The organism is Mesorhizobium sp. B264B1B, from assembly GCF_020165765.1.
Taxonomy (GTDB): domain Bacteria; phylum Pseudomonadota; class Alphaproteobacteria; order Rhizobiales; family Rhizobiaceae; genus Mesorhizobium.
In genome coordinates this window covers 452086-474344 of the sequence record NZ_JAIUIS010000001.1, presented here as the reverse complement: position 1 = coordinate 474344, position 22259 = coordinate 452086, and the positions used below count along the sequence as shown (strand labels likewise).

The window sequence follows — 22259 nt, the reverse complement described above, 5'->3', positions numbered from 1 at the left end:
GTGTTCCTATGGTCGATATTACCCCTGCAGATGCCATCCCGCCGGCCGAAGTCGCGGAAGTCGAACTGTATCATCCGCACAGTTGGTGGACGAAATACGTCTTCTCGCAGGACGCCAAGGTCATTGCCATCCAGTATTCGGCGACGGCAACGGGAATTGGCCTGGTCGCCCTGGTGCTGTCCTGGCTGATGCGGCTGCAACTCGGCTTTCCCGGCACCTTCGACTTCATCACGCCTGAAGCCTACTACCAGTTCATCACCATGCACGGCATGATCATGGTGATCTATCTGCTCACGGCACTCTTCCTCGGCGGTTTCGGCAACTACCTGATCCCATTGATGGTGGGGGCTCGCGACATGGTCTTTCCCTATGTCAACATGCTGAGCTACTGGATCTACCTGCTTGCCGTGCTGGTTTTGGTGTCGAGCTTCTTTGCGCCTGGCGGACCGACGGGGGCCGGCTGGACGCTGTACCCGCCGCAGGCAATCATGACCGGCACACCGGGGGGCCAGGACTGGGGCATCATCCTGATGCTCGTCTCACTGATCCTGTTCATCATCGGCTTCACCATGGGCGGGCTGAACTATGTCGTGACGGTGTTGCAGGGCCGCACGCGCGGCATGACGCTGATGCGTCTGCCGCTGACTGTCTGGGGCATCTTTACCGCGACCGTCATGGCTCTGCTCGCCTTCCCGGCGCTATTCGTCGCCTGTGTGATGATGCTGCTTGATCGGACGCTCGGCACCAGCTTCTTCATGCCGGCGATCGTCGAAATGGGCGAGCAATTACAGCATAATGGCGGCAGCCCGATCCTGTTTCAGCATCTGTTCTGGTTCTTCGGCCATCCCGAAGTCTACATCGTGGCCCTTCCGGCCTTCGGCATCGTGTCGGACCTGATCAGCACCCATGCGCGCAAGAACATCTTTGGCTATCGCATGATGGTCTGGGCCATCGTCGGCATCGGTGCGCTGAGCTTCGTCGTCTGGGCGCACCACATGTATGTCAGCGGCATGCATCCCTATTTCGGTTTCTTCTTCGCCACCACGACATTGATCATCGCGGTTCCGACCGCCATCAAGGTCTACAATTGGGTGCTGACGTTGTGGCGCGGCGACATCCACCTCACCATACCGATGCTATTTGCCCTGGCTTTCATCGTCACCTTCGTCAATGGCGGGTTGACCGGGCTGTTCCTTGGCAATGTCGTGGTCGACGTCCCGCTGTCGGACACGATGTTCGTCGTTGCCCATTTCCATATGGTCATGGGGGTCGCGCCGATCATCGTGATCTTCGGTGCGATCTACCACTGGTATCCGAAGGTCACCGGCCGGATGCTGAACGAGGCGCTGGGCCGGTTCCATTTCTGGGTCACCTTCCTCGGCGCCTACCTGATTTTCTTTCCCATGCACTACCTCGGACTGATGGGCGTGCCCAGGCGTTACAATGAACTGACCGATATGACGGTGATGACAGAATCGGCCCACCATCTGAACTCGTTCATCAGCATCATGGCGTTCATCGTCGGCTTTGCCCAGATTGTGTTCCTGTTCAATCTGATCTGGAGCATCCGTCATGGCCGCGAGGCCGGCGGCAACCCGTGGCGGGCCACGACCCTCGAATGGCAGACGCCGCAAACACCACCGGCCCATGGCAATTTCGGCAAAGACCTACCGATCGTCTATCGCTGGGCCTATGACTACAGCGTACCGGGCGCCAAGGAGGACTTTATCCCGCAAAACGTACCGGGCTCCTTCGGTCCCTCCAAGGAGCCGGCATGAGCGTCATTCTGGTCTTCATGCTCGTGATCGCCGGTTTTGCCGGATGGTGGCTTTCTCACCAGCGGCTGATGACCAAGCCATGGCTCGAGCAAGGTATGGCCGGGGATTTTGTTGGTATGGAAGGATCGGCGCTACCGACCGCCAAGATCGGCCTCGGCGTCTTCCTGGCGGTCGTCGGCTGTCTGTTCGCGCTGATCACCAGCGCCTACTTCATGCGCATGGCGCTGTCGGACTGGCAGGCGCTGCCGCTGCCGCGGCTGCTCTGGTTCAACACCGGCATGCTGGTCCTCAGCAGCATTGCGCTGCAATGCGCCTCGCTCGCGGCGCGTAAGGGTCAAATGGACATGGTTAAGCTCGGCCTTGCCACCGCCGGGTTCACGGCGCTCTCCTTCCTGATTGGACAGTTTATGGCTTGGCGCGAGCTGTCTGCCGATGGCTACTTTCTGGCTTCCAATCCGGCCAACAGTTTCTTCTACCTGCTTACCGGAATGCATGGCCTGCACATACTGGGCGGACTGGTGGGCCTGGGCAGAACAACCGTCGGCGCTTGGAACGGGGCAAGGCCGGCGCGGCTTCGCCTCAGCGTCGAGCTGTGCGCCATGTATTGGCATTTCCTGCTTTTCGTCTGGCTTGCCATCTTCGCGCTTCTGGCCGGCTGGGCCGCGACTTTCATCGATATTTGCCGGGGGTTACTGACGTAGGAGGAACGGGCGGATGGCAGAGACACTCACGCATATCGCTCAGACAGAGCCGCGGCCCGCAGGCTGGCAAGGCATCGCCGCCGACTGGTCCTCGGATCAGCGGGCGTTCAAGAACGTGTCATGGGGCAAGGCCATGATGTGGATCTTCCTGCTCAGCGACACCTTCATCTTCGGCTGCTTTCTGCTCTCCTATATGACCGCGCGCATTTCGACACGCGTGCCGTGGCCCAATCCCAGCGAGGTCTTTGCGCTTCGTATCGGCGGCTCGGATATTCCGCTGATCCTTATTGCCATCATGACTTTCGTGCTGATCTCAAGCAGCGGAACCATGGCCATGGCGGTCAATTTCGGCTATCGCCGCGACCGCCGCAAAACGGCAATCCTGATGCTTCTGACCGCAGCACTCGGTGCGACCTTTGTCGGTATGCAAGCCTTCGAATGGACCAAGCTGATCACCGAAGGCGTGCGGCCCTGGGGCAATCCCTGGGGCGCTGCCCAGTTCGGGTCAACCTTTTTCATGATCACCGGCTTCCACGGCACGCATGTGACAATCGGGGTGATCTTCCTGATCATCGTGGCGCGAAAGGTGTGGCGTGGAGATTTTGACTTTGGGCGGCCCGGCTTCTTTACCAGCCGCAGGGGCCGCTACGAGAACGTCGAGATCATGGGACTCTACTGGCATTTCGTCGACCTGGTCTGGGTCTTCATTTTCGCGTTCTTCTATCTCTGGTGAGAGGCAGATATGGCTGAAGCAACCGCAAACGGCCTCGGGCAACACACGCTGCACGCTGCTCATGACGCGGCGACGACCGGCGCCCCCCCGGCAGAAGTTCATCAGGAGCACCCGATCAAGCTTTATCTGGTGGTCTGGGCATGGCTGTTCATTCTCAGCACCTGCTCCTATCTGATCGATTATTTCGGTCTGCACGGCTATCTCAGATGGTCGCTGATCCTGATCTTCATGATCCTCAAGGCAGGGCTCATCGTCGCCATTTTCATGCACATGGCCTGGGAACGGCTGGCGCTGACATACGCAATCATCCTGCCGCCCGTGCTGGTGTTGGTATTCGTGGCGATGATGGTCTTTGAAGCGGATTACACGCTTCTCACCCGGATGGCGTTTTTCGGGGCTGGGCCCTGACGCCAAATCGGAGTTCAGACCTTGTCGATGGCCGATCAGGATTCCGACGATGCTGCGGGCGGTCCGGTGCCGCCACCCTCGCCTTGAAACAATCGACGGTTGGGCCATCTTTATTCATACCGAAACGACGGAAGCGAAATGATTGCCGCGTTTTGACCTGCGTCGCGAACTCAGCAAGGGACGCCCAAAATAACAATCGCAAACAAACTGAAGGACTATATCGACCGGAAAGGGATTTCCTACGACACTGTCGCGCATCATCGCACGGCCACAAGCAGGCAGGCCGCTATAGCCGCGCACGTGCCCGGCAGCATAATGGCCAAATCGGTGCTCGTTCACCACGATCTGGGTTATGCGCTGGCCGTGGTCCCCAGCACACATAGGATCGAGCTCGGCGCGTTGCAGAAGGTCATGGACAAGAATCTTGGACTCGCCACCGAAGATGAAGCGGTTTCGCTCTTTGGCGATTGCGATACCGGCGCCATTCCGCCGATCGGCGCGGCCTACGATGTGCCGGTAGTCCTTGACGAAAGCCTTGGCGGTGCCGCCGATATCTATTTCGAGGGCGGCGATCACAGGACGCTGGTGCGTGTCAGCGGCAAGGATTTCCGTAACCTGACTATGGGCGCCCACCAGGCCCGCTTCAGCCATCCGGCTTACTGAAGCCGGAAAGGGCTCTGATCAACCTGCACGCACCGGTCCTTGCCGGCGCGGCAGGGAGTTCATCGAGGCGCCGGTCCGGCCGTCGGCGGCGGTTCCACGACCTTGCGGTAGACATGCCAGGTAGCGTGACCGAGGATCGGCAGCACGACCGCCAACCCCGCGAATACTGGCAGCGTGCCGATGATCAGGGCGACGGCGACAATCAGGCCCCATACCGCCATCACGATCGGGTTCGCCAGCACCACGCGCACCGAGGTGTGGATGGCTTCATAGGCGCCGACATCTCGCTCGAGCAACAACGGGAAGGCGACGACCGTCGTGCACAGCACGATCGCAGCGAAGACGAAGCCGATGGCGTGCCCCAGGATGATGAGCGTCCAGCCGCGTCCTGTGGCGAATATGTCATTGATGAAGCTGGATAAGGATTGCGGTGGGGCCGGGCCGAACAGGTGTTGGTAAAACGCCTGCGCAGTCAAAAGCCAGGCGATGAAGATTGCAAGCAGCATGATCGCAACCGCGGCGATGGCTGGCAGCGCCGGAGAATTCCTGACCTCGAAGGCGGCCCTCCATGAGGCGTCTAGCCCGGCTTCCCGTCGCCGGCTGATCTCATAGAGGCCGATTGCGGCGAATGGACCAATTAGCGCAAATCCGGACACGAGCGGAAACAACAATGGGAGCGTGTTATTGCCCGATGTCCAGACTGCAAGCACGACCCCTGCAAGCGGGTAGATCAGGCAGAGAAAAATGATGTGCGACGGTTTGACCATGAAATCGTCGACGCCGCGCCTGAGCGCATCGAAAAGGTCGGTGACACCGATCTTGCGAATTCTGGTGTGCTCCAGCGTCTCGCTGGCGCCTGCTATGACGTGAAAGCTTGCCATGACCATTCCTCCAGACAGGTCTGGTAAGGCCGCGGTTTCACGGTGCTGCCGTTCTGCATGACTGGCCACGCAAACCGCGACCTGCACCAGGATCAATATACTCTCATGCGAGCGACTTGTCGCGCTTTGTAAGAAGGTTGGGTAAGAAGGCCCGGCCGCCTGGCTAGCTCTGGACGCCTTTCTTCGATATTCTCCTCAAGTCGAAGGTGAAGGGTCATGGACGGAAGGACAGTTCTCATACTCGGCCTTGGCGTCGTTGTTCTGCTGCTGCTGGGTTTTTGCGCACTGCCGACGTAATGTTTTGCGCCGGCATCAATGGCCGGCTGATGCGATCGTACGCATTACAGTAGTGTCGGCAAGTAACGTTGCAAAGATCGCGAACAGATAGAAAATCGAATAAGAAAACAACGCCTTTGCTTGCTTCATCTCCTTGTCGGGGATGGTGAGCACCTTGCAGGCGCGCCAGACGAATCCCGCACCCAAGACGGTCGAGACAGTCCCGTAATATCCGCTCGCGAATCCAAAGGCCCAGGGAAGCACGCCGATTGGCGCCAGAACCAGCGAATAGGCCAAGATTTGCTTTCTGGTCGAGGGTTGGCCAGCCACGTTCGGCATCATGGGGATGCCCGCCGCGGCGTACTCTCCGACCTTGAACAGGGCTAGCGCCCAGAAATGCGGTGGTGTCCAGAGGAAAATGATCAGGAACAGAATGATGCTTTCAATGCCGATGGCGCCGGTGGCAGCAGCCCACCCGATCACCGGAGGAAGAGCGCCTGCCGCGCCACCTATGACGATGTTCTGCGGTGTCGAGCGTTTCAGCCAGATGGTATAGATGACGACGTAGAAGAAGATGGTGAATGCTAGCAGCGATGCGGCAAGCCACCCCACCAGCACGCCGAGCACCGTCACCGAAAGTGCGGAAAGCACCAGACCGAAGCCGAGGGCTTCGCCTGGCGCGACGCGGCCCGACGGGATTGGCCGCTTGGACGTGCGAGACATCAACGCATCTATGTCCGCGTCGTACCACATGTTGAGCGCCCCGGCCGCGCCTGCTCCCATCGCAATCGCACTGATGGCGATCACCGCGATGACCGGATTCGTCGGGCCAGGCGCCGTCATTAGGCCCACGAAAGCAGTGAATACGGCAAGCGCCATGACCCGCGGTTTTAAAAGCGCGAAGAAATCACCCGCCGTCGCTTCCGGAAGGCGGATGACGATATCCTTGAGGCGGCTTTCCCTAGTCGACATCTCAGACCGATGGAAGCAAGAAACCTAGGCCATGATCCCGAACCGAAGGCACGCGTGAGCGAAATTGAAACCCGGTTTTTGCTTACGCGGCCCCTTCGGGTTCGGACGAGATCACGGCGAACGAGAGGATAGACGCATGGCGGAGGAGAAAGTCACTTGGAGAACGTTTTCAAATAGGCGATGACGTTGGTCACGTCTGCATCGTTCTTGAGGCCGGGAAACGCCATCTTGGTGCCTTTGACCATAGCCTTGGGATCGTGAAGATAGGTCATCAGTGTTGGTTCGTCCCATTTGACGCCGGATTTGCCGGCCGCAATCATGGCGTCGGAATATTTGAAACCGGGATGCGTACCGGCAGTGCGGCCGATGACGCCGTGCAGCGATGGACCGATCTTGTTCTTGTCCTCGTCCGCAATGTGGCAGGCCTTGCATTTGGTGAAGACCTTCTCGCCAGCCGCAGTATCCTGAGCCTGCGATGGATTGGCGACGAAGGTTGCAACAAACACGACGGCGAAAAATGCGGCTAAGCGCATGACTTTTTCCTCCCTGATCGTCAAATGCGCCTGAGACGATCTGGTATAAGCCAGCATCGCCAGCGAAGCGCCTTGTACGGCAGAACAGATTGTCCACTTCTCCCATATGAAATTGCGGCCTCTATATACCACGGAATCTGGCCGGCAGGTAGAAGAGGTCGACCTACAAAGGTTTAGGTTGTCCGCAGCGGATCAAGGCATAGCAGTGTTGCAGCTGCCGGCGAGCTGGCTGACCGCTTCATCAAATCCGGTCAGATCGAAATCGGCGTGGCCCCGCCCCGACAGCAGCCCGAAGCGCCACGAAAGCTGGAGCCGGTTCGCGGCGGCAAGGCGCTTTATCCCGTCGGCGCCATCGCGCACCAGCATGCGGCCGCGCGGGCCGACCAACCAGCTCTCGTCGAACTTGTTGTCGCCGTCGACGGTGACCGACATGGTGATCTTGCGATTGGCCGAGACGGTGTCGTTCAATTGCAGCCATTCGGTCCAGCGCGGTTGGCTTTCCGGGCGGCAGGCGATGGTCAGGATCGGGCTATAGCTCAGGGCGCCACCGCCGGTGATCAGCTTGTTGGTGGCATGAACCGAAGCCGTGACGAGGCCGTCATCGTCCGTGCCGATGCGCCAGGTGCCGGCATCGGCCTGGGCGAAATCGCAGGCAAAGGCCAGGACGATCGCCAAGGCCACGACGCGTCGCGTTTCGAAGAATAGGCTCAACCGCCCCTCCAACAACCCTGTGGTTTGCAGCAAGAGCGCAGATAGTGATCAATGCTTGGTATCGACAATGGTCACCGTCCGCGAAACGGATTGGCTGTTGCAGTTTCGCAACGAAAAAGGCCGCCTCGAGGGGCGGCCTTCGTCAGTTCCATCAACTCGGGATTTACTCGGCGTCCTTGGCGGCCTTTTTCTTCGGCGCTGCCTTCTTCTTCGGCTCTTCCGCGTCATCGCTCTTCTTGTCTTCAGTCTTCTTCGACGCGGCCTTCTTCGCCGGCTTCGCCTTGGTCGCGGTCTCGGCTTCCTCGTCGTCGGCCATCAGCTCTTCCTTGCTGACCTTGACGTCGGTGACCGAGATCTGCCCGAGCAGGTGATCGACCACCTTCTCCTCGAACATCGGCGCGCGCAGCGCATTCAGCGCCTCGGGATTGTTGCGGTAGAACTCGAAGGCTTCCTGCTGCTGGTTGGCCGGGAAGCGACGAACCTGCTCGAACAGACCGCGCTGCAATTCCTCGTCCGACACGGTGACCCCGGCCTTCTCGCCGATCTCGGCCAGCACAAGACCAAGGCGCACGCGGCGCTCGGCGAGCCGCATATATTCGGCGCGCGCTTCTTCCTCGGTCGTCTCTTCATCGGCGAAGGTGCGGCCGGCCGCTTCCAGATCGCGGTTGACCTGCGCCCAGATGTTATTGAACTCGGCCTCGACAAGCCTCGAAGGCGCCTCGAACGAGTAAGCCGCGTCAAGCTGGTCGAGCAGCTGGCGCTTGACCTTCTGGCGCGTCATCGAGCCGAACTGGCTCTCGATCTGGCCACGCACCACATCGCGCAGGCGCTCCAGCGATTCCAGGCCGAGGTTCTTGGCGGTCTCATCGTTGATTTCGAGTTCGCCCGGCTTGGACACTTCTTTGACCGTGACGTCGAAAGTCGCTTCCTTGCCGGCCAGATGCGCCGCCTGGTAGTTTTCCGGGAAGGTCACGGTGACCTGCTTTTCATCGCCGGCCTTGGCGCCGATGAGCTGATCCTCGAAGCCCGGAATGAATTCCTTGGAGCCAAGCACCAGCGGCTGATCCGTGCCGGCGCCGCCGGCAAAGGCCTCGCCGTCGATCTTGCCGACATAGTCGATCGTGACGCGGTCGCCTTCGGCCGCCTTGCCGGTCTTCGGCTCGTAGCTGCGCGCCGATTCGGCGACGCGCTTGACCTGCTCGTCAATCTCCGCGTCAGGGACGTCGAACACCTGGCGCGTCACCTTGATGTCGGAAAAATCCTTGATCTCGATGGGCGGGATGATCTCGTAGTTAAGGCGGAATTCGAAGTCGGCGCCGCCGGCCAGGATCTTCTCGGCTTCCTTCTCATCCTCGGTCATGATGACTTCGGGCTGCATGGCGGCTTTTTCGCCGCGGCCCGAAATGATCGACCGGGTCGAATCGTTGAGGATCTCGTTGACCACTTCGGCCATGAACGACTTGCCATAGACCTTGCGCAGGTGCTGCACCGGCACCTTGCCGGGACGGAAGCCGTTGATGCGAACCTTGTTCCTGGCGTCCGTCAGCCGCGCCATCAGCTTGGCTTCCATGTCACCAGCCGGCACGGTGATCTTGATCTCGCGCTTGAGACCGGAATTGAGTGTTTCGGTGACCTGCATCGTAAAACCTTTGTTTTCACCAATGAGGCTGCCAAACGGCTCTCTGCCGTTCACAGCCTGCCGGTATAATCTTGCCGGGAATGGCTTTTGGTACGGAACCTGGCGATTTGACCTGAAATACGGCTCAAACTCTTCCAAACTGCGTTCCAAAATGTGAATAAGTCTTTGTTTTTCCTACTTCTTATCACATTTTGCAGAAGCGGATCGTCGCGTCCCGTCACATTCGACACGCCTTTTGTCACAGGCGAGGCCAATTTTCAACCATCTTCGCGTTTAGGCGAATAACCATCATTTCGGCCCTGACATTGACAGAATGATGGCTAATGGGATCGCCAGACCGTGCGGGCGTGACGGAATTGCCAGACCCTCAGGTCGCGGCTGGCGGCTGCCGCGATATTCAAAGGACGATGCGGTATTCCACCTCACTCCCAAGACCTCGACAAGGCCGCCGAGGCTCTGCTACAGCCCGCCCGAGGCGCGTGTGGTGGAACTGGTAGACACAGCAGGTTTAGGTCCTGCCGCCGCAAGGCTTGGGGGTTCGAGTCCCTTCACGCGCACCACTGCCGGCATGGCATCGGATAGTCCACTAGCGCACAGGCGCTGGCAGGAAATCAGGACACTGCCTAGGCGAGCTTCTTGATACGTCCCTTGTCGAGGCGGAAGATGCCATCGTTACCGCCTTGGCGCTGGAAATCATCCTGCAATTCGTCCCATGTGCCAAGATACTGACCGCAGTCGTCGCACCGGATGCCCGTCGAAGGTTCGGCATCGGCAGGAATCCGCAGCCTTATCGTGCCGCAAAAAGGACACTCCAACTGGTGATCCAAGTACCCGGTCGCCATGGGCTTTCCATCTTTCTGAATGCCACCGCCAGCGTCGAGAATATACCTACCACGCAACACAATCCAGTGGCGAGACGCTAGCGCCGTAAAGGACGCCCCTGAGGTCGATTAGACGTAAGCTTCCAAGGCTTGAGCCTTCGAGGCCGCACCGCCCTCCCCGTTCAAGCTATGGATGGCAGCCCACCCCTGCACACCTTAATATAGAGGCTCCTGAAACAGCGTCTTGTCGCCGTCCACCAGCGCCTTGATCTGGGCGGTGCCGTCGCTGGCCAGTGCAAGACGGATCCCGAACGGGCGTACCCGCATGTCGTTCTGAATTGCCATCCCCTCGCCTTCCGGCAGGTAGAACCGTTCGATGCCGTAATCCGGCGCGATCGTCAGTCCCTCGCCGCGAAGATCCCAGCCTCCGGCGACATGACCGCGAATGTCGGCCTCGTCGGCGCCGGTCGGTGTCGGCGCCGCGCCGAACCACGCGGCGCTCGGCGTCCAGTAGCCGTCGGCGTTCTTCTTCAGACGGACGACGATCGAGGTGTCGTCGCTGGAAAGTTTTCCGGCCGGGATGTTGGCGATCATCTTCACCGGTATGCGCGAGATGTCGTAGCCGAGGATGATATAGTCGCCGCGCAGCAGGTCGCGCGGATCGACAGGCTCGATCTTCAGCAGCACTTCCTTGCCGCTGCGCAGGATCGCCGCCCGTTCGGCGATGATCCAACCCAGGAAGCCGATCTGGACGAGCGCCAGCACCAGCGCCAAGATAACGAGCCTCTTTCCGGTCATCATGCCGTGGCTCCTCCGGTGGCCGGATCCTTCATGCGTTTCTCCACGCGGATGATGACGATCGCCAGGATGCCAAGCAGCACCGCCGCGGCAAGGAAGAAGCCGGCGGTGTCGAGCATCGACTGCAGGGTCACGACATAGATCATGGCGAGTTCGAAGGCGAAGCCGAGATAGGCAAGCCAGCGCAGGCCACGGCTCTCGCGCCCCGCGAGCACAATGGCGGCGACAATGCCGGCCAGCGCGACGACCGAAGCAATGGCGAAGCCTCTGTCGTAGCTGCTTTCGCCGGCCAGTTCGAACTGGATGATGGCCAGTCCGGTGAGGAAGCCAAGCAGAGCATGCAGCGGCAAGCGGCCGCCAAGCTGCACGATCCGGTCTACCGGTTCCGGCGCGAAGAGGGAAGCCACGAACAACAATACCGATACGATGACCAGCGGGATCGCCACAGGCAGCGTCTCGTGATCCACGGCGACCAGCACAAGATAGAAGAGCAGCGACAGGATGATCAGGTGCCGCGCCGCCTGGCTGCGGGTCCAGAACGAGACGGCAAACAGCACAGCCGCCATGACGAGGAAGAGATGCGGAAATTCGCTGCGATTGAAATAGTCGAACCCTTTCAGGAACAGCCAGGCGTCGGCGATGCCGACCGCGGCGACGGTCAGCGGGTTGGACCGCAGCGCCACCGCCGCCAATGCGGTGCCGGCGCCCCAGGCGATCAAGGCCGAGGCCTCGTCGCCCGACAGATGGTACATCTGGCCGATCAGCGCGATCGAACCGCCGAAAGCCGCCGCCGCCACGATCCACAACGCCTCGCCGATCGCCGCGTGGTCGCGGGTTTTCAGCACCGCACCGCCGACATAGCCGCCAAGGATGACGGCAAAGAGCGCGGCAACGCGCGCCAGCCGCGGGATGGCTTCCCAGTTGGCGGCAACGAAGATCAGGATGGCCGCGCCGAACAGCAGCGCCGCCATCATCGCCAGGATCGAACCGAAGCTCAACGACTGGCGCGCGTTGATCTCGACGTCGCGCCGCAATGCATCGGCCGTCGGGGCGTCGATCAGCCCGGCCTCAAGCCATCGCGCAATGTCCGACCTGACCCGTGTCGCGTAGCCCGCCATGCTTCCCCCTGCTGCTTGGTCGGTTTTTCAGCTGGAGCTGCCAAACCGTTGACGTCACGGCACTTTCTGATTCTGGCTTCTTTGTGTCAGGTCCGCGAAGGCCTGTTAATGTTGCATTGCACAATTTGCATTGCTGCCATGCAGCCATAGCGCTTTTAAATCGATATGGGCCCGCCTATTTATGGTTTGTACACAAACGGAATGATCCGCAAGAAAAGACGAAACGAGAAATACCATGAACCTGATCCGCAACTACCGCAACTGGCGCCGCTACCGGGACACCGTTTCCGAGCTGAGCCGCCTGAGCAACCGTGAACTGACCGACCTCGGCATCAGCCGCAGCGACATTCCTTACGTCGCTCGCAAGGCGGTCTAATCCTTCGGACCGCGAATGGTCCGAACCAGTTTTGAGAAGAGCATGACAATGAACCTGATCCGCAACTATCGTAACTGGCGCGTTTATCGCGAGACGGTTACCGAGCTGGGTCGCCTTTCCAACCGCCAGCTGCATGATCTCGGCATCGTCCGCGACGAAATCAAGATCATCGCCCGCCAGGCGATCTAACAACGGAATTTCGCCAGGGTCGACCTCCTCCCCGATCCTGACGAATACGGTCACCCCTTACCTCCTCCCAAGGGTTGACCACCAAAACGGCGCCCGCCGCACCTCCTCCCGCGGCGGGCGTTGTTTCCCGGGAGCAAAACGAATTTTGCTCCAGAGGCTTCGCCCCTCTTCGAAATGGCGAAAAGAATTTCGTCAAAGCCGACCTCCTCCCCGGCGATGACGGATAGGCCCGACCTTCACCTCCTCCCGAAGGTTGGCCACCCAAACGGCGCCCGCCGCACCTCCTCCCGCGGCGGGCGTTGTTTCCCCGGAGCAAAACGAATTTTGCTCCAGAGGCTTCGCCCCTTTTCAAACGGCGAAAGGAATTTCGTCAAAGCCGACCTCCTCCCCGGCGATGACGAATACGGTCGGCCTTCACCTCCTCCCGAGGGTCGACCCCCAAAACAACACCCGCCGGACCTCCTCCCCCGGCGGGTGTTGTTGTTTTCAGGGCAGCCTTCGCCTTCGCCGCCGCGGCATGTTCCAGGTGCGGCAATTGCAATCGTCCCGCCAAGCGATTATTCCGGCGCTCATGAGCAAAAAACCTATTCACATCATCGGCGGTGGCCTCGCCGGATCCGAAGCAGCATGGCAGGCAGCCCAAGCCGGCGTTCCCGTTGTGCTGCACGAAATGCGGCCCGTTCGCGGCACAGAGGCGCACAAGACCGACGGCTTGGCCGAACTCGTTTGCTCCAATTCTTTCCGCTCCGACGACGCCGAGAACAACGCCGTCGGTCTTTTGCATGCCGAAATGCGGCTGGCCGGCTCGCTGATCATGAGCGCCGGCGACGCCAACCAGGTGCCGGCCGGCGGGGCGCTGGCCGTGGACCGCGACGGATTTTCCGACGCGGTGACGGCCAGGATCGAGGCACATCCGCTGATCTCCATCCAGCGCGAGGAGGTACCCGGCTTGCCGCCGGTCGAATGGGATCAGGCCATCATCGCCACCGGCCCGCTGACCGCGCCCTCGCTCGCACAGTCGATTGCCGAAGCGACGGGCGCCGATGCGCTCGCCTTCTTCGATGCGATCGCGCCGATCATCCCTTTCGACACGATTGACATGGACACCTGCTGGTTCCAGTCCCGCTACGACAAGGTCGGGCCCGGCGGCACCGGCAAGGACTACATCAACTGTCCCTTGGACAAGGACCAGTATCTTGCCTTCGTGCAGGCACTGGTGGAGGGCCAGAAAACAGAATTCAAGCAATGGGAAGGCACGCCCTATTTCGACGGCTGCCTGCCGATCGAGATAATGGCCGAGCGTGGCGTCGAGACGCTGCGCTACGGGCCGATGAAGCCGATGGGCCTCACCAATGCGCACAATCCGACTGTCAAGGCCTACGCCGTCGTGCAACTGCGGCAGGACAATGCGCTGGGCACGCTCTACAACATGGTCGGCTTTCAGACCAAATTGAAGCATGCCGAGCAGGTGCGCATTTTCCGCACGATTCCTGGTCTGGAGAACGCCGAATTCGCCCGCCTCGGCGGCCTCCATCGCAACACCTACATCAACTCGCCGACCTTGCTCGACGCCTCGCTGCAGCTGAAGTCGCGCCCGGGCCTGCGTTTCGCCGGCCAGATCACCGGTTGCGAAGGCTATGTTGAAAGCGCCGCCATCGGCCTGCTCGCCGGCCGCTTCGCCGCTGCCGAGCGGCTCGGCCACGCGCCGTCGCTGCCGCCACTCACCACGGCGTTCGGAGCGCTGCTCAACCACATCACCGGCGGACACATCGTTTCAGACGACGAGCCGGGAAAGCGCTCTTTCCAGCCGATGAACGTCAATTTCGGCCTGTTCCCGCCTGTCGAGGCGGTGAAGATCGAAGGCAAACGCCTGCGCGGCAAGGACAAGACGGTCGCCAAGCGGCATGCGATCACGTCGCGTGCGCTGGGTGATTGCCGGCGATGGCTGGGACTGCCGGCGCAAGCTCAAGCGGCGGAATAGCCTTACTGACTGGCCTTGCCGCGGAAGTAGGATACTATCCCACTCGCCTAGTGGGAGTCACTGCATGGAAACAGCCGAGAAACTGTCCGTCACCGTCACGCCGGCCATGGCGCGCATGATCCGCGAAAAAGTCGAGGACGGTTCCTTCGGCTCGGCAAGCGAAGTCATTCGCGCCGCGCTCCGCGCTTTCCAGCGCGAAGAGGAAGAGCATGCCGAGCGCATGGCGTCGATCAGGGCGCGGGTAAAATCTTCGATTGAGGACACAAGGCCGAACCTTTCCGGAAAAGAGGTTCGCGAGCAGCTTAAGAAATTCGCTGAACAATATTCGAGCCGCATTGATGATTCGGCGGCTTGAGGTCGAGTATCGCGAAAGTGCCAAAGACGATCTTACCAACATTTTCAGATACATAGTTGAGTCGGGCGGAAGCCCCAACGCGGCGCTGAGATTCGTGCTTCGAATTGAAGACCATTGTCAAAACATCGGCAACGCACCTCGTGGCGGTCGCCTGCGCGACGACATCGTGCCGGGACTGCGAACCGTTCCGTTCGAGCACTCCGCCGTCATAGCCTATAATCGAGAGCGACATCATTCGCGTCGTCAACATCTTCTACAGTGGCCGCGACTACGAGACATTGATGCGAGATGGCGGATCGAGTGGCCTTTCCTAGAAAGGGCTACGAAATAACTACTCGGCCGGCTCGGCACGCGTCGGTCGCAGCCCGGGCTTCCCGGCCTCACCCGGATTTCGCCTGACATAGGCTGCTTTCAGGCTCTCGGAGGTTTCGCGCGAGCCGTCATGGCTCCAGCCGGGCGGCTTGATCAGGTAGTTCAGGCGGTCGCTCAGGGTCAGATCAGGTGCGAAGGCATCCCTGAACATGCCGATCCATTCGTGGAAAGCCACTTTCAGCGGATTGAAGGTGCCAAGATTTTTCACGATGCCGTAGCGCGGGCGGTCCTCTTCCAACTCTTCGACGAAGGTGGCGAACATGCGGTCCCAGATGATCAACGTGCCGGCGTAGTTGGCGTCAAGGTAGCGCGGATTGGTGGCGTGGTGGACGCGGTGGTGCGAGGGCGTGTTGAAGACGAATTCGAACCAGCCCCACATCTTGCCGATCGTCTCGGTGTGGATCCAGAACTGCCAGATAAGGTTGAAGCCGAAGGTGAAGGCAATCACCGCCGGATGGAAGCCGAGCAGCACCAGCGGCGCCTGCAGCACGAACATGAAGGTGAACAGGCCCGTCCAGCTCTGCCTGAGTGCCGTCGACAGATTGTAGTGCTGGCTGGAATGGTGGTTGACGTGCTCGGCCCACACCCAGCGCACCCGATGCGCGATGCGGTGGTAGATGTAGTAGCGCAAATCATCGAGCAGGAAGGCCGCCAGGAACACCCAGATCGACAGGCCGAGGTTGAAGAAACGGAACTGCCAGAGCCACAGCAGCGCCCAGTAGGAGACGACGCCGAGCAGCAGCCCGGCGACGACATTGCCGGTGCCCATCATCAGGCTGGTCAGCGTGTCGTGCGTCTCGAACGAGCCCTTGGCCCGGCCGGTGCGCACCAGCCACAGCTCGATCAGGATGGCGGCAACGAAGAACGGGATGGCGAGCTGGGTAACCTGCGGGAAATTGTAGTCGCCCATCACGCGGCCTCCTTGGTCGAACTAGGATGCTGCGGCTGAAGAACTCTTAGCACAGCGTGCGCGTCGGCAGCGTTAGCGAAGGTGAAGTGACCGCCTTTCCAGGTGAAATCGGCAAGGCGCAGCACAATCGTGCCGACATCATCTTCGCTGCGTGCCAATACATCGCGCGGCGTGACGATCCGCGTCAGGAAACGATCTCCAATGGCATGGACGATGCCAAGGCGCCCTCGCCCGAGTTCCAGGAACGCGGTTCGGCCATCGGATGTGAGGTGGATGGCGGCCGCCGGTTCATCCGGAAAATCCTCGGCAAAACGCTCTCGCGCCTGCTCTGCATCGGCCAGTCTGGCCTTGCGGCTGCCGCCGGTGAAATGAACGGCGGCGACCGACAACGCGATGCCGAATACGACGATCACGACCAGCACGGGCAGGCTCATGGACAGGCATCTCCTCCAGCCGGCCTGTTGTCTTGGCAACAGTTCCGGTTGAGCGATCCCTTAACACAATTGACGTTTACGTCAAACTGCTGGCCAGCCCACCATGGCGCGACGCAGCATGAGCCAGTGGCGGCGCATGGTCGAGAGTCGCACCGTGCCGTCGAGCGGCGAACCGCGTTCCATTTTCGTCAGGTAGGCTCGCGACAGGACCAGCGGCAGAAAGGCCGGGCGCAGTGAAGCCGGCAAATCCGATGCGCCTTTCTCGAAGACCGAGAGATGCTCCCGCGCCAGCGCGATCATGGCGGCGACGGCGCGCTGCGCACCTGGTCCACCATCGTCGGTGACGAATTCCTCCGGAGACGAACCCGCCGCGGCCAGGATATCGGCCGGAACAAAACACTGTCCGCGACTGCGGTGCAGCGGCAGCAGGAGCAACAGTCCCGTAATCGCCTGCGCGCAACCGGCCCTACCGGCCAGTTCGGCGAAACGTGGCGCCACTCCTGGATCCAGCACCATTGCCGCCAGTTGAATAAGCGCGGCTGCCGTTTCGCCGCAATAGCCTTCGAGATCGGTTCGCGACGGCATCGGGTCGTCATAGAGGTCGAAGATCCGGGCCTCGAGCATATTCTCGAATGCCTGTTTCGGCAGGCCGTACCTGGAAATCGTGGCCTTCAGCACATCCGCGATCGGATGGCCCGTCTCGGACCCTTCGGCTGCGATGACATCGCGCCACCATTGCAACCGCACCTCGCCCGGCAAGGCCTCGCGGATGCGATCCCGAATGCCCGCGATTTCGGCATTGAAGGCGTAGAGCGAAAACAGCGCTTCGCGCTTGTCCGTCGGCGCGTAGAGCGCGCTGAGATAGCGGTCATGGTCGGCGGCGCGCACGGCGCCCATGACGATTTCGCCCTTTTGGTCCACGTCAGTCAACGGCGATCAGCGCGGCGGCTACCGCGCGATCCTCTGCGAGCAGGACATTATATGTCCGCACCGCTGCACCGGTCGCCATCGGGTCGGCGGCTATGCCCGCGGTCTTCAAGGCGGCGCGAAGCCCCGCCGGCAAGGGTCGTAAATCCTTGCCCGTGCCGACCAGCAGGATTTCGATCTTCTCGGCCTGGGCCAGCAGCCGTTCGAAATCCGCCACCGTCAGCGCAGATGGGTCCGCCGGCTCCCAGCCATGGATACCCGACGGCAGGCACAGAAGCGAACCGCGATGCGACATGTCGGCGAAGCGGAAGCCGCCATTGCCATACGCCTCGATAGGGGCGCGGCCGGGGAAATGCGCCTCGCGGATGACGATACCTTTGGCCATCCCTGCCGATCCGCCCTTCGGGTCGCGCGTCAGGTCGCGACCGCCTTGCCGCCGCCGACCGGCTTTTCCTCGTCCGAACTCGTGGCCTGCGGCCGCAGCTTGAATAGGATCAGCAGCGGCGCGGCGATGAAGATCGACGAATAGGTGCCGAAGATGACGCCGAACAGCATTGCCATCGTGAACGAGCGGATCACCTCGCCGCCGAACAGCACCAGTGCCAGGAGCGCCAGGATCGTCGTCACCGAGGTCAGCGTCGTTCGCGACAGCGTCTCGTTGATGGCGTTGTTGAGGAGCTGCGGCAGCGGCATCTTCTTGTATTTCCTGAGATCCTCGCGAACGCGGTCATAGACCACGATCGTGTCGTTCAGCGAGTAGCCGATGATGGTCAGGATCGCCGCCAGCGACGATTGGTTGAACTCCAGCCCGGTTATAACGAAGAAGCCTATGGTCATGACCACGTCATGGACCGTCGCCACGATGGCGCCGACCGCGAACTGCCATTCGAAGCGGAACCAGACATAGATCAGGATACCCACCAGCGCGACCAGCATGGCGATCGTGCCTTGCTTGGCCAGTTCTCCTGACACGGTCGGTCCCACCACCTCGACGCGGCGGAAATCGTAATTGTCCTGCAACTCGCCACGAACCTTGTCGATGACGGTCTGCTCGGCATTCTCGCCGCCGTCCTGCGTGCCGACACGGATCAGCACGTCATTCGGCTCGCCGAACTGCTGCACCTGCACTTCGCCGATATTCAGTTCCGAGAGCCTGGCTCTGATGTCGGCAAGATCGGCATTGCCGCTCTTGGACTTCACCTCGATCAGCGATCCGCCCTTGAAATCGATGCCGTAATTGATGTCGACGGTCATGAACAGCACCACCGACAGGACCGACAGCAGGCTCGACAGCGCGAAGGTCCAGCGGCGGATGCCCATGAACGGGATCTTCGTGCCGGGCGGAATGAAGGTTACCGGCGCCCGCGGCAATTCCTTCGGGCGCGCGCGGCGCAGCCAAATGGACACCAGCAGCCGGGTAAAGGTGAAAGCGGTGAACACCGTGGTCAGGATGCCGATGGCGTAGGTGATGGCAAAGCCCTTCACCGGCCCCGTTCCGAGATAGAACAGCACCACGGTCGCGATCAGCGAGGTGACGTTGGAATCGACGATCGTCGCCAGCGCCTTCGAGAAGCCGGTGTCGATCGCCTGGATCACCGAGCGTCCGGCGCGCCGCTCCTCGCGGATGCGCTCATAAATCAGCACGTTGGAATCGACGGCCATGCCGATGGTCAGCACGATACCGGCAATGCCTGGCAAGGTCAGTGTCGCGCCAAGCAGCGATAGCAGTCCGACGATCATCGCCACGTGCACCGCCAGCGCGATGTTGGCGAGGAAGCCGAGGAAGCCGTAGGCGACGAACATGAAGGCGACGACAAGGATAGAGCCGATGATGCCGGCGACCTTGCCGGCATGGATCGAATCCTGGCCGAGGCCCGGACCCACCGTGCGCTCCTCGATCACGGTCAGCTTTGCCGGCAGCGCGCCTGCGCGCAGCAGGACCGCGAGGTCATTGGCGCTCTCGGCCGTGAAATTGCCTGAGATCTGGCCGCTGCCGCCCAGGATCGGCTCGCGGATCTGCGGCGCCGAAATCACCTGGTTGTCGAGGATGATGGCGAACAGCTTGCCGACATTCTGCGATGTCGCCTGCCCGAACCGTGTCGCGCCGCGCGAGTTGAAGGTGAAGGAAACCACCGGCTCGTTGGTCTGCGAGTTGTAGGTTGCGGTCGCTTTGGAGAGGTCTTCGCCGGAAACGATGACGCGGTTTTCGATCAGGTAGGGAACCGGCGGATCGTCCTGCGAATAGAGGATCGATGAACCGGCCGGCGGACGGCCCTTCAGCGCATCCTGCACCGGCATAGACTGGTCCACCATCTGGAAGGTCAGCTTGGCGGTCTGGCCGATGATTTCCTTCAGCCTTTGCGGGTCCTGCAAACCGGGCACCTGCACCAGGATGCGGTCATCGCCCTGCCGCTGCACGATCGGTTCGGTGGTGCCGAGTTCATTGACGCGGCGTTCGACGACTTCGATCGACTGTGCCAACGCAGCCGAGGTGCGATATTTTATGCCGGCGTCGGTGACGGTGAATTTGAGCAGGCCGGGCTCGGAATCATCCAGCGCCATCTCCTGGACGGACCCGCCGGTGAACAGGCTTGCGGCGACCGGATCGGTCAGCGGCTTCAGTGCCGTCTTGGCCGCATCGAGCTGGTTCGGGTCCTGTATGCGGACCTGTACGGTCCTGCCCGTGCCCGCCAGGCCGGTATAGCCGATCTTGGCCTCGCGCAGCAGCGTCCTGATCTCGTCACGCGTCGTCTCCAGCTGCGCCTTGACCAGATCGTTCTGATCCATCTGGAGCAGGATGTGCGAGCCGCCCTGCAGGTCGAGGCCGAGCGTCATCTGCCGCTTGGGCACCCAGCTCGGAAGCTGCGCCAGCGTGCTTGCGGGAATGAGATTGGGCGCGGCGAGGACCACTGTGGCGGCCACGGCCAGCCAGATCAGGATCATCTTGAAGCGCGAGAAATAAAGCATCAGTTCTTATCCGTTCAGGCGTACAAGCGGCAGCATTCCGCCATCGGTTCGGTTCGCGGGCCCGTTTCTCATTCTGAGCACGGCCGGCCCTATCGTGCTTCTTCAGCGATTGTCAATCTTGCCGGCAATGGGCCGGTTCGCAACAGCATGGCGATGGTGTTGGCTTCCCGGACCGTGAAATTGCCCGAGACTTGACCGTAACCACCATCGATGGGCTCGCGAATGACAGGTGCTGAAATCACGTGGTCATCCAGGATCACAGCCAATGGCTTGCCCACATTTTGCGTTGTAACCTGTTTGAACCGTGCCGCGCCTTTGGCGCCAAACCGGAACACGACAACCGGTTCGTCATTTTGCTGCCCACTGTAAGTTGGGCGGGCGTCGAGCACGTCCTTATCCGAGAGGATGACCCGATTCTCGACCAGGTAAGGAACCGGCGGATCGTCCTGCGTATACACCACCAGCGAGCCAACAGGCGGGGAACCGCTGATCGCATCGTTCACCGGCATCGAAAGGTCAACCAAATGGAAGCTCAGGCGACCAGGCCGGGTGAGAATTTTTTCCAGCGTTTGCCGATCGGCGATGTCTGACGTCTGAACAAGTATGCCGTCTTGGTCCGCTGGTTGGGCCACCGTGCCGGCGACACGCAGATCTTGGAGACGATTTTTGATGACCTTAATCGACTGAGAAATCGCGTTAGAGGTCTGATACTTCAAACCCGCATCCGTCAGCGTGAATTTGAGCAAGCCGGCTTTGGAATCCAGCGTCATTTCCTGAACGCGGCTGTCCGGGGCAACATCCGTTACCGTCTTGAGCGCTGTCTTTGCCGCCTCAAGCTGAGCCGGATTCGTGATGCGCACCTGCAAGGTCCTGCCCGACACAGCAAGCCCCGTGTAGCCGATCCTGGCCTCCATCAGAAGCGCCCGGACATCGCCACGCGCAATCTTCAGCCGGCCGTCGATCACATCCGCCACCACCAGATGGAGCAGGAGATGCGAACCGTCTTGCCCTGCTCGAACGACTGCCGGACTGTCGGCAGGCCGCTCGGGCCGCATGGCATGCGGACTGGCGGCGAAAAGGTTGGACGTGTCGAAGACGGTCATCGTGGCTACGGCAAGCCACGTCAGCATCATCTTCAGGCGCCAAAAATGAGACATATGCCGTCGCTTGTCAGGGCCCCGTCCGCGGATCGCTCCGCCTGGAATTTGGTTATTTCTTGGCGTTCTGGTTCGCTACCGGCTCGCCCTTGACGCGCACGTCGGCGATCGTCGAGCGCAACGCCGTCACCTTCGTGCCGCCACCGAGGTCGATCTCGAGCTCATGGTCGTCGATCACCTTGGTCACCTTGCCGACGAAGCCGCCGCCGGTGACGACCGTGTCGCCGCGGCGCACGGCCGCCAGCATCTCGCCGCGCTTCTTCAGCTGCGTGCGCTGCGGCCGGATGATGAGAAAATACATGATCACGAAGATCAGGACGAACGGCAAAATGCTGATGAACATGTCGGGAGAAGCCCCAATGCCTTGGGCATATGCCGGTGTCACGAACATCGAGGTACTCCTGAATTTTGAAAACAGCCGCCAAACGGTTCAGTGGATTTGGCAGCCCCGCGAAATTTGGCCGGAATATAGTCGGTAAAGTTGCCAATGCAACTGCGTGGCCGGGCAAATCGGCTGCTTTTCCGGCCTGTTCACCCGTGTTAGAGCATGACCGCGAAA

General features: G+C 60.8%; 25 protein-coding genes and 1 tRNA gene. 11 read left to right on the top strand and 15 right to left on the bottom strand.

Features of this window, described 5'->3' with window-relative positions; translation table 11 throughout:
• Nucleotides 1–8: 8 nt before the first annotated feature.
• The 5 genes from ctaD (at nucleotide 9) to LB547_RS02200 (ending at nucleotide 4283) form a co-directional block, all read left to right on the top strand.
• Nucleotides 9–1778 (top strand): cytochrome c oxidase subunit I, encoded by a 1770-nt coding sequence (gene ctaD / locus LB547_RS02220; RefSeq protein ID WP_140495794.1) that lies wholly within the window; start codon nucleotides 9–11, stop codon nucleotides 1776–1778.
• Nucleotides 1775–2479, top strand: coding sequence for a cytochrome c oxidase subunit 3 (locus LB547_RS02215; protein WP_140495793.1), 705 nt, complete (start codon nucleotides 1775–1777; stop codon nucleotides 2477–2479). The genes ctaD and LB547_RS02215 overlap by 4 nt, the downstream gene beginning before the upstream one ends.
• A gap of 13 nt (nucleotides 2480–2492) precedes the next feature.
• Nucleotides 2493–3212 carry a heme-copper oxidase subunit III family protein gene (locus LB547_RS02210; protein WP_140495792.1) on the top strand — a complete coding sequence of 240 codons (720 nt, stop codon included), beginning with the start codon at nucleotides 2493–2495 and terminating at the stop codon, nucleotides 3210–3212.
• A gap of 9 nt (nucleotides 3213–3221) precedes the next feature.
• Nucleotides 3222–3620 (top strand): cytochrome C oxidase subunit IV family protein, encoded by a 399-nt coding sequence (locus LB547_RS02205; RefSeq protein WP_140762814.1) that lies wholly within the window; start codon nucleotides 3222–3224, stop codon nucleotides 3618–3620.
• Between the two features lie 189 nt (nucleotides 3621–3809).
• Nucleotides 3810–4283 (top strand): aminoacyl-tRNA deacylase, encoded by a 474-nt coding sequence (locus LB547_RS02200; RefSeq protein WP_140495790.1) that lies wholly within the window; start codon nucleotides 3810–3812, stop codon nucleotides 4281–4283.
• A gap of 59 nt (nucleotides 4284–4342) precedes the next feature.
• On the opposite strand, the gene LB547_RS02195 is transcribed toward LB547_RS02200, so the two are convergent.
• The 5 genes from LB547_RS02195 to tig form a co-directional block, all read right to left on the bottom strand.
• On the bottom strand, nucleotides 4343–5164 hold the full coding sequence (locus tag LB547_RS02195; RefSeq protein WP_140633583.1) for a DUF2189 domain-containing protein: 822 nt from the start codon (nucleotides 5162–5164) through the stop codon (nucleotides 4343–4345).
• Between the two features lie 312 nt (nucleotides 5165–5476).
• On the bottom strand, nucleotides 5477–6412 hold the full coding sequence (locus tag LB547_RS02190; RefSeq protein WP_140675847.1) for a heme o synthase: 936 nt from the start codon (nucleotides 6410–6412) through the stop codon (nucleotides 5477–5479).
• 152 nt (nucleotides 6413–6564) lie between these two features.
• Nucleotides 6565–6945, bottom strand: a complete 381-nt coding sequence (locus tag LB547_RS02185; RefSeq protein WP_140495787.1) for a c-type cytochrome — start codon at nucleotides 6943–6945, stop codon at nucleotides 6565–6567.
• Nucleotides 6946–7137: 192 nt separating this feature from the next.
• Nucleotides 7138–7656, bottom strand: a complete 519-nt coding sequence (locus LB547_RS02180) for a hypothetical protein (RefSeq protein WP_140633589.1) — start codon at nucleotides 7654–7656, stop codon at nucleotides 7138–7140.
• A gap of 163 nt (nucleotides 7657–7819) precedes the next feature.
• The gene (tig, locus tag LB547_RS02175) at nucleotides 7820–9295 is read right to left on the bottom strand and encodes a trigger factor (RefSeq protein WP_140495785.1); all 1476 of its coding nucleotides are present in this window, start codon (nucleotides 9293–9295) and stop codon (nucleotides 7820–7822) included.
• Nucleotides 9296–9770: 475 nt separating this feature from the next.
• Here tig and LB547_RS02170 point away from each other — a divergent pair.
• A tRNA-Leu gene (locus LB547_RS02170) sits at nucleotides 9771–9855 on the top strand.
• A 63-nt stretch (nucleotides 9856–9918) separates the two neighbouring features.
• Here the strand turns inward: LB547_RS02170 and LB547_RS02165 are convergent.
• The 3 genes from LB547_RS02165 to LB547_RS02155 all read right to left on the bottom strand — a co-directional run bounded on the left by LB547_RS02165 (nucleotide 9919) and on the right by LB547_RS02155 (nucleotide 12032).
• Nucleotides 9919–10137 (bottom strand): hypothetical protein, encoded by a 219-nt coding sequence (locus LB547_RS02165; RefSeq protein WP_140495784.1) that lies wholly within the window; start codon nucleotides 10135–10137, stop codon nucleotides 9919–9921.
• 195 nt (nucleotides 10138–10332) lie between these two features.
• On the bottom strand, nucleotides 10333–10917 hold the full coding sequence (locus tag LB547_RS02160) for a GDYXXLXY domain-containing protein (RefSeq protein ID WP_140762811.1): 585 nt from the start codon (nucleotides 10915–10917) through the stop codon (nucleotides 10333–10335).
• Entirely contained in the window at nucleotides 10914–12032 is a 1119-nt protein-coding gene (locus LB547_RS02155; protein ID WP_140564090.1) for a DUF2157 domain-containing protein, read from the bottom strand. Before LB547_RS02155 ends, LB547_RS02160 begins: the two co-directional genes overlap by 4 nt.
• Nucleotides 12033–12267: 235 nt before the next feature.
• Here LB547_RS02155 and LB547_RS02150 point away from each other — a divergent pair, with 235 nt between their 5' ends.
• From LB547_RS02150 to LB547_RS02130, 5 genes are all read left to right on the top strand, one after another.
• Complete coding sequence (locus LB547_RS02150) at nucleotides 12268–12408, top strand: DUF1127 domain-containing protein (RefSeq protein ID WP_013531315.1); 141 nt, start codon at nucleotides 12268–12270, stop codon at nucleotides 12406–12408.
• Nucleotides 12409–12456: 48 nt separating this feature from the next.
• On the top strand, nucleotides 12457–12597 hold the full coding sequence (locus LB547_RS02145; RefSeq protein WP_013531314.1) for a DUF1127 domain-containing protein: 141 nt from the start codon (nucleotides 12457–12459) through the stop codon (nucleotides 12595–12597).
• A 571-nt stretch (nucleotides 12598–13168) separates the two neighbouring features.
• Complete coding sequence (gene trmFO / locus LB547_RS02140; protein ID WP_140762808.1) at nucleotides 13169–14578, top strand: methylenetetrahydrofolate--tRNA-(uracil(54)-C(5))-methyltransferase (FADH(2)-oxidizing) TrmFO; 1410 nt, start codon at nucleotides 13169–13171, stop codon at nucleotides 14576–14578.
• A 64-nt stretch (nucleotides 14579–14642) separates the two neighbouring features.
• Nucleotides 14643–14933: a type II toxin-antitoxin system ParD family antitoxin gene (locus LB547_RS02135; RefSeq protein ID WP_140564092.1), complete on the top strand. Its 291-nt coding sequence runs from the start codon at nucleotides 14643–14645 to the stop codon at nucleotides 14931–14933.
• Entirely contained in the window at nucleotides 14917–15264 is a 348-nt protein-coding gene (locus LB547_RS02130) for a type II toxin-antitoxin system RelE/ParE family toxin (protein ID WP_318013603.1), read from the top strand. The genes LB547_RS02135 and LB547_RS02130 overlap by 17 nt, the downstream gene beginning before the upstream one ends.
• On the opposite strand, the gene LB547_RS02125 is transcribed toward LB547_RS02130, so the two are convergent.
• From LB547_RS02125 to yajC, 7 genes are all read right to left on the bottom strand, one after another.
• Nucleotides 15265–16215: a sterol desaturase family protein gene (locus LB547_RS02125; protein WP_181178017.1), complete on the bottom strand. Its 951-nt coding sequence runs from the start codon at nucleotides 16213–16215 to the stop codon at nucleotides 15265–15267.
• Entirely contained in the window at nucleotides 16215–16649 is a 435-nt protein-coding gene (locus tag LB547_RS02120; RefSeq protein WP_140517113.1) for a type II secretion system protein, read from the bottom strand. The genes LB547_RS02125 and LB547_RS02120 overlap by 1 nt, the downstream gene beginning before the upstream one ends.
• 81 nt (nucleotides 16650–16730) lie before the next feature.
• Nucleotides 16731–17546, bottom strand: a complete 816-nt coding sequence (locus tag LB547_RS02115; RefSeq protein WP_140495880.1) for a phytoene/squalene synthase family protein — start codon at nucleotides 17544–17546, stop codon at nucleotides 16731–16733.
• Nucleotides 17547–17571: 25 nt separating this feature from the next.
• Complete coding sequence (locus tag LB547_RS02110) at nucleotides 17572–17961, bottom strand: Mth938-like domain-containing protein (RefSeq protein WP_140495776.1); 390 nt, start codon at nucleotides 17959–17961, stop codon at nucleotides 17572–17574.
• A gap of 29 nt (nucleotides 17962–17990) precedes the next feature.
• Nucleotides 17991–20543: a protein translocase subunit SecDF gene (secDF, locus tag LB547_RS02105; RefSeq protein WP_140495775.1), complete on the bottom strand. Its 2553-nt coding sequence runs from the start codon at nucleotides 20541–20543 to the stop codon at nucleotides 17991–17993.
• A gap of 89 nt (nucleotides 20544–20632) precedes the next feature.
• Nucleotides 20633–21700 (bottom strand): SecDF P1 head subdomain-containing protein, encoded by a 1068-nt coding sequence (locus LB547_RS02100; RefSeq protein WP_140521029.1) that lies wholly within the window; start codon nucleotides 21698–21700, stop codon nucleotides 20633–20635.
• Nucleotides 21701–21752: 52 nt separating this feature from the next.
• Entirely contained in the window at nucleotides 21753–22091 is a 339-nt protein-coding gene (gene yajC, locus LB547_RS02095) for a preprotein translocase subunit YajC (protein ID WP_140495773.1), read from the bottom strand.
• Between the last annotated feature and the right edge of the window lie 168 nt (nucleotides 22092–22259).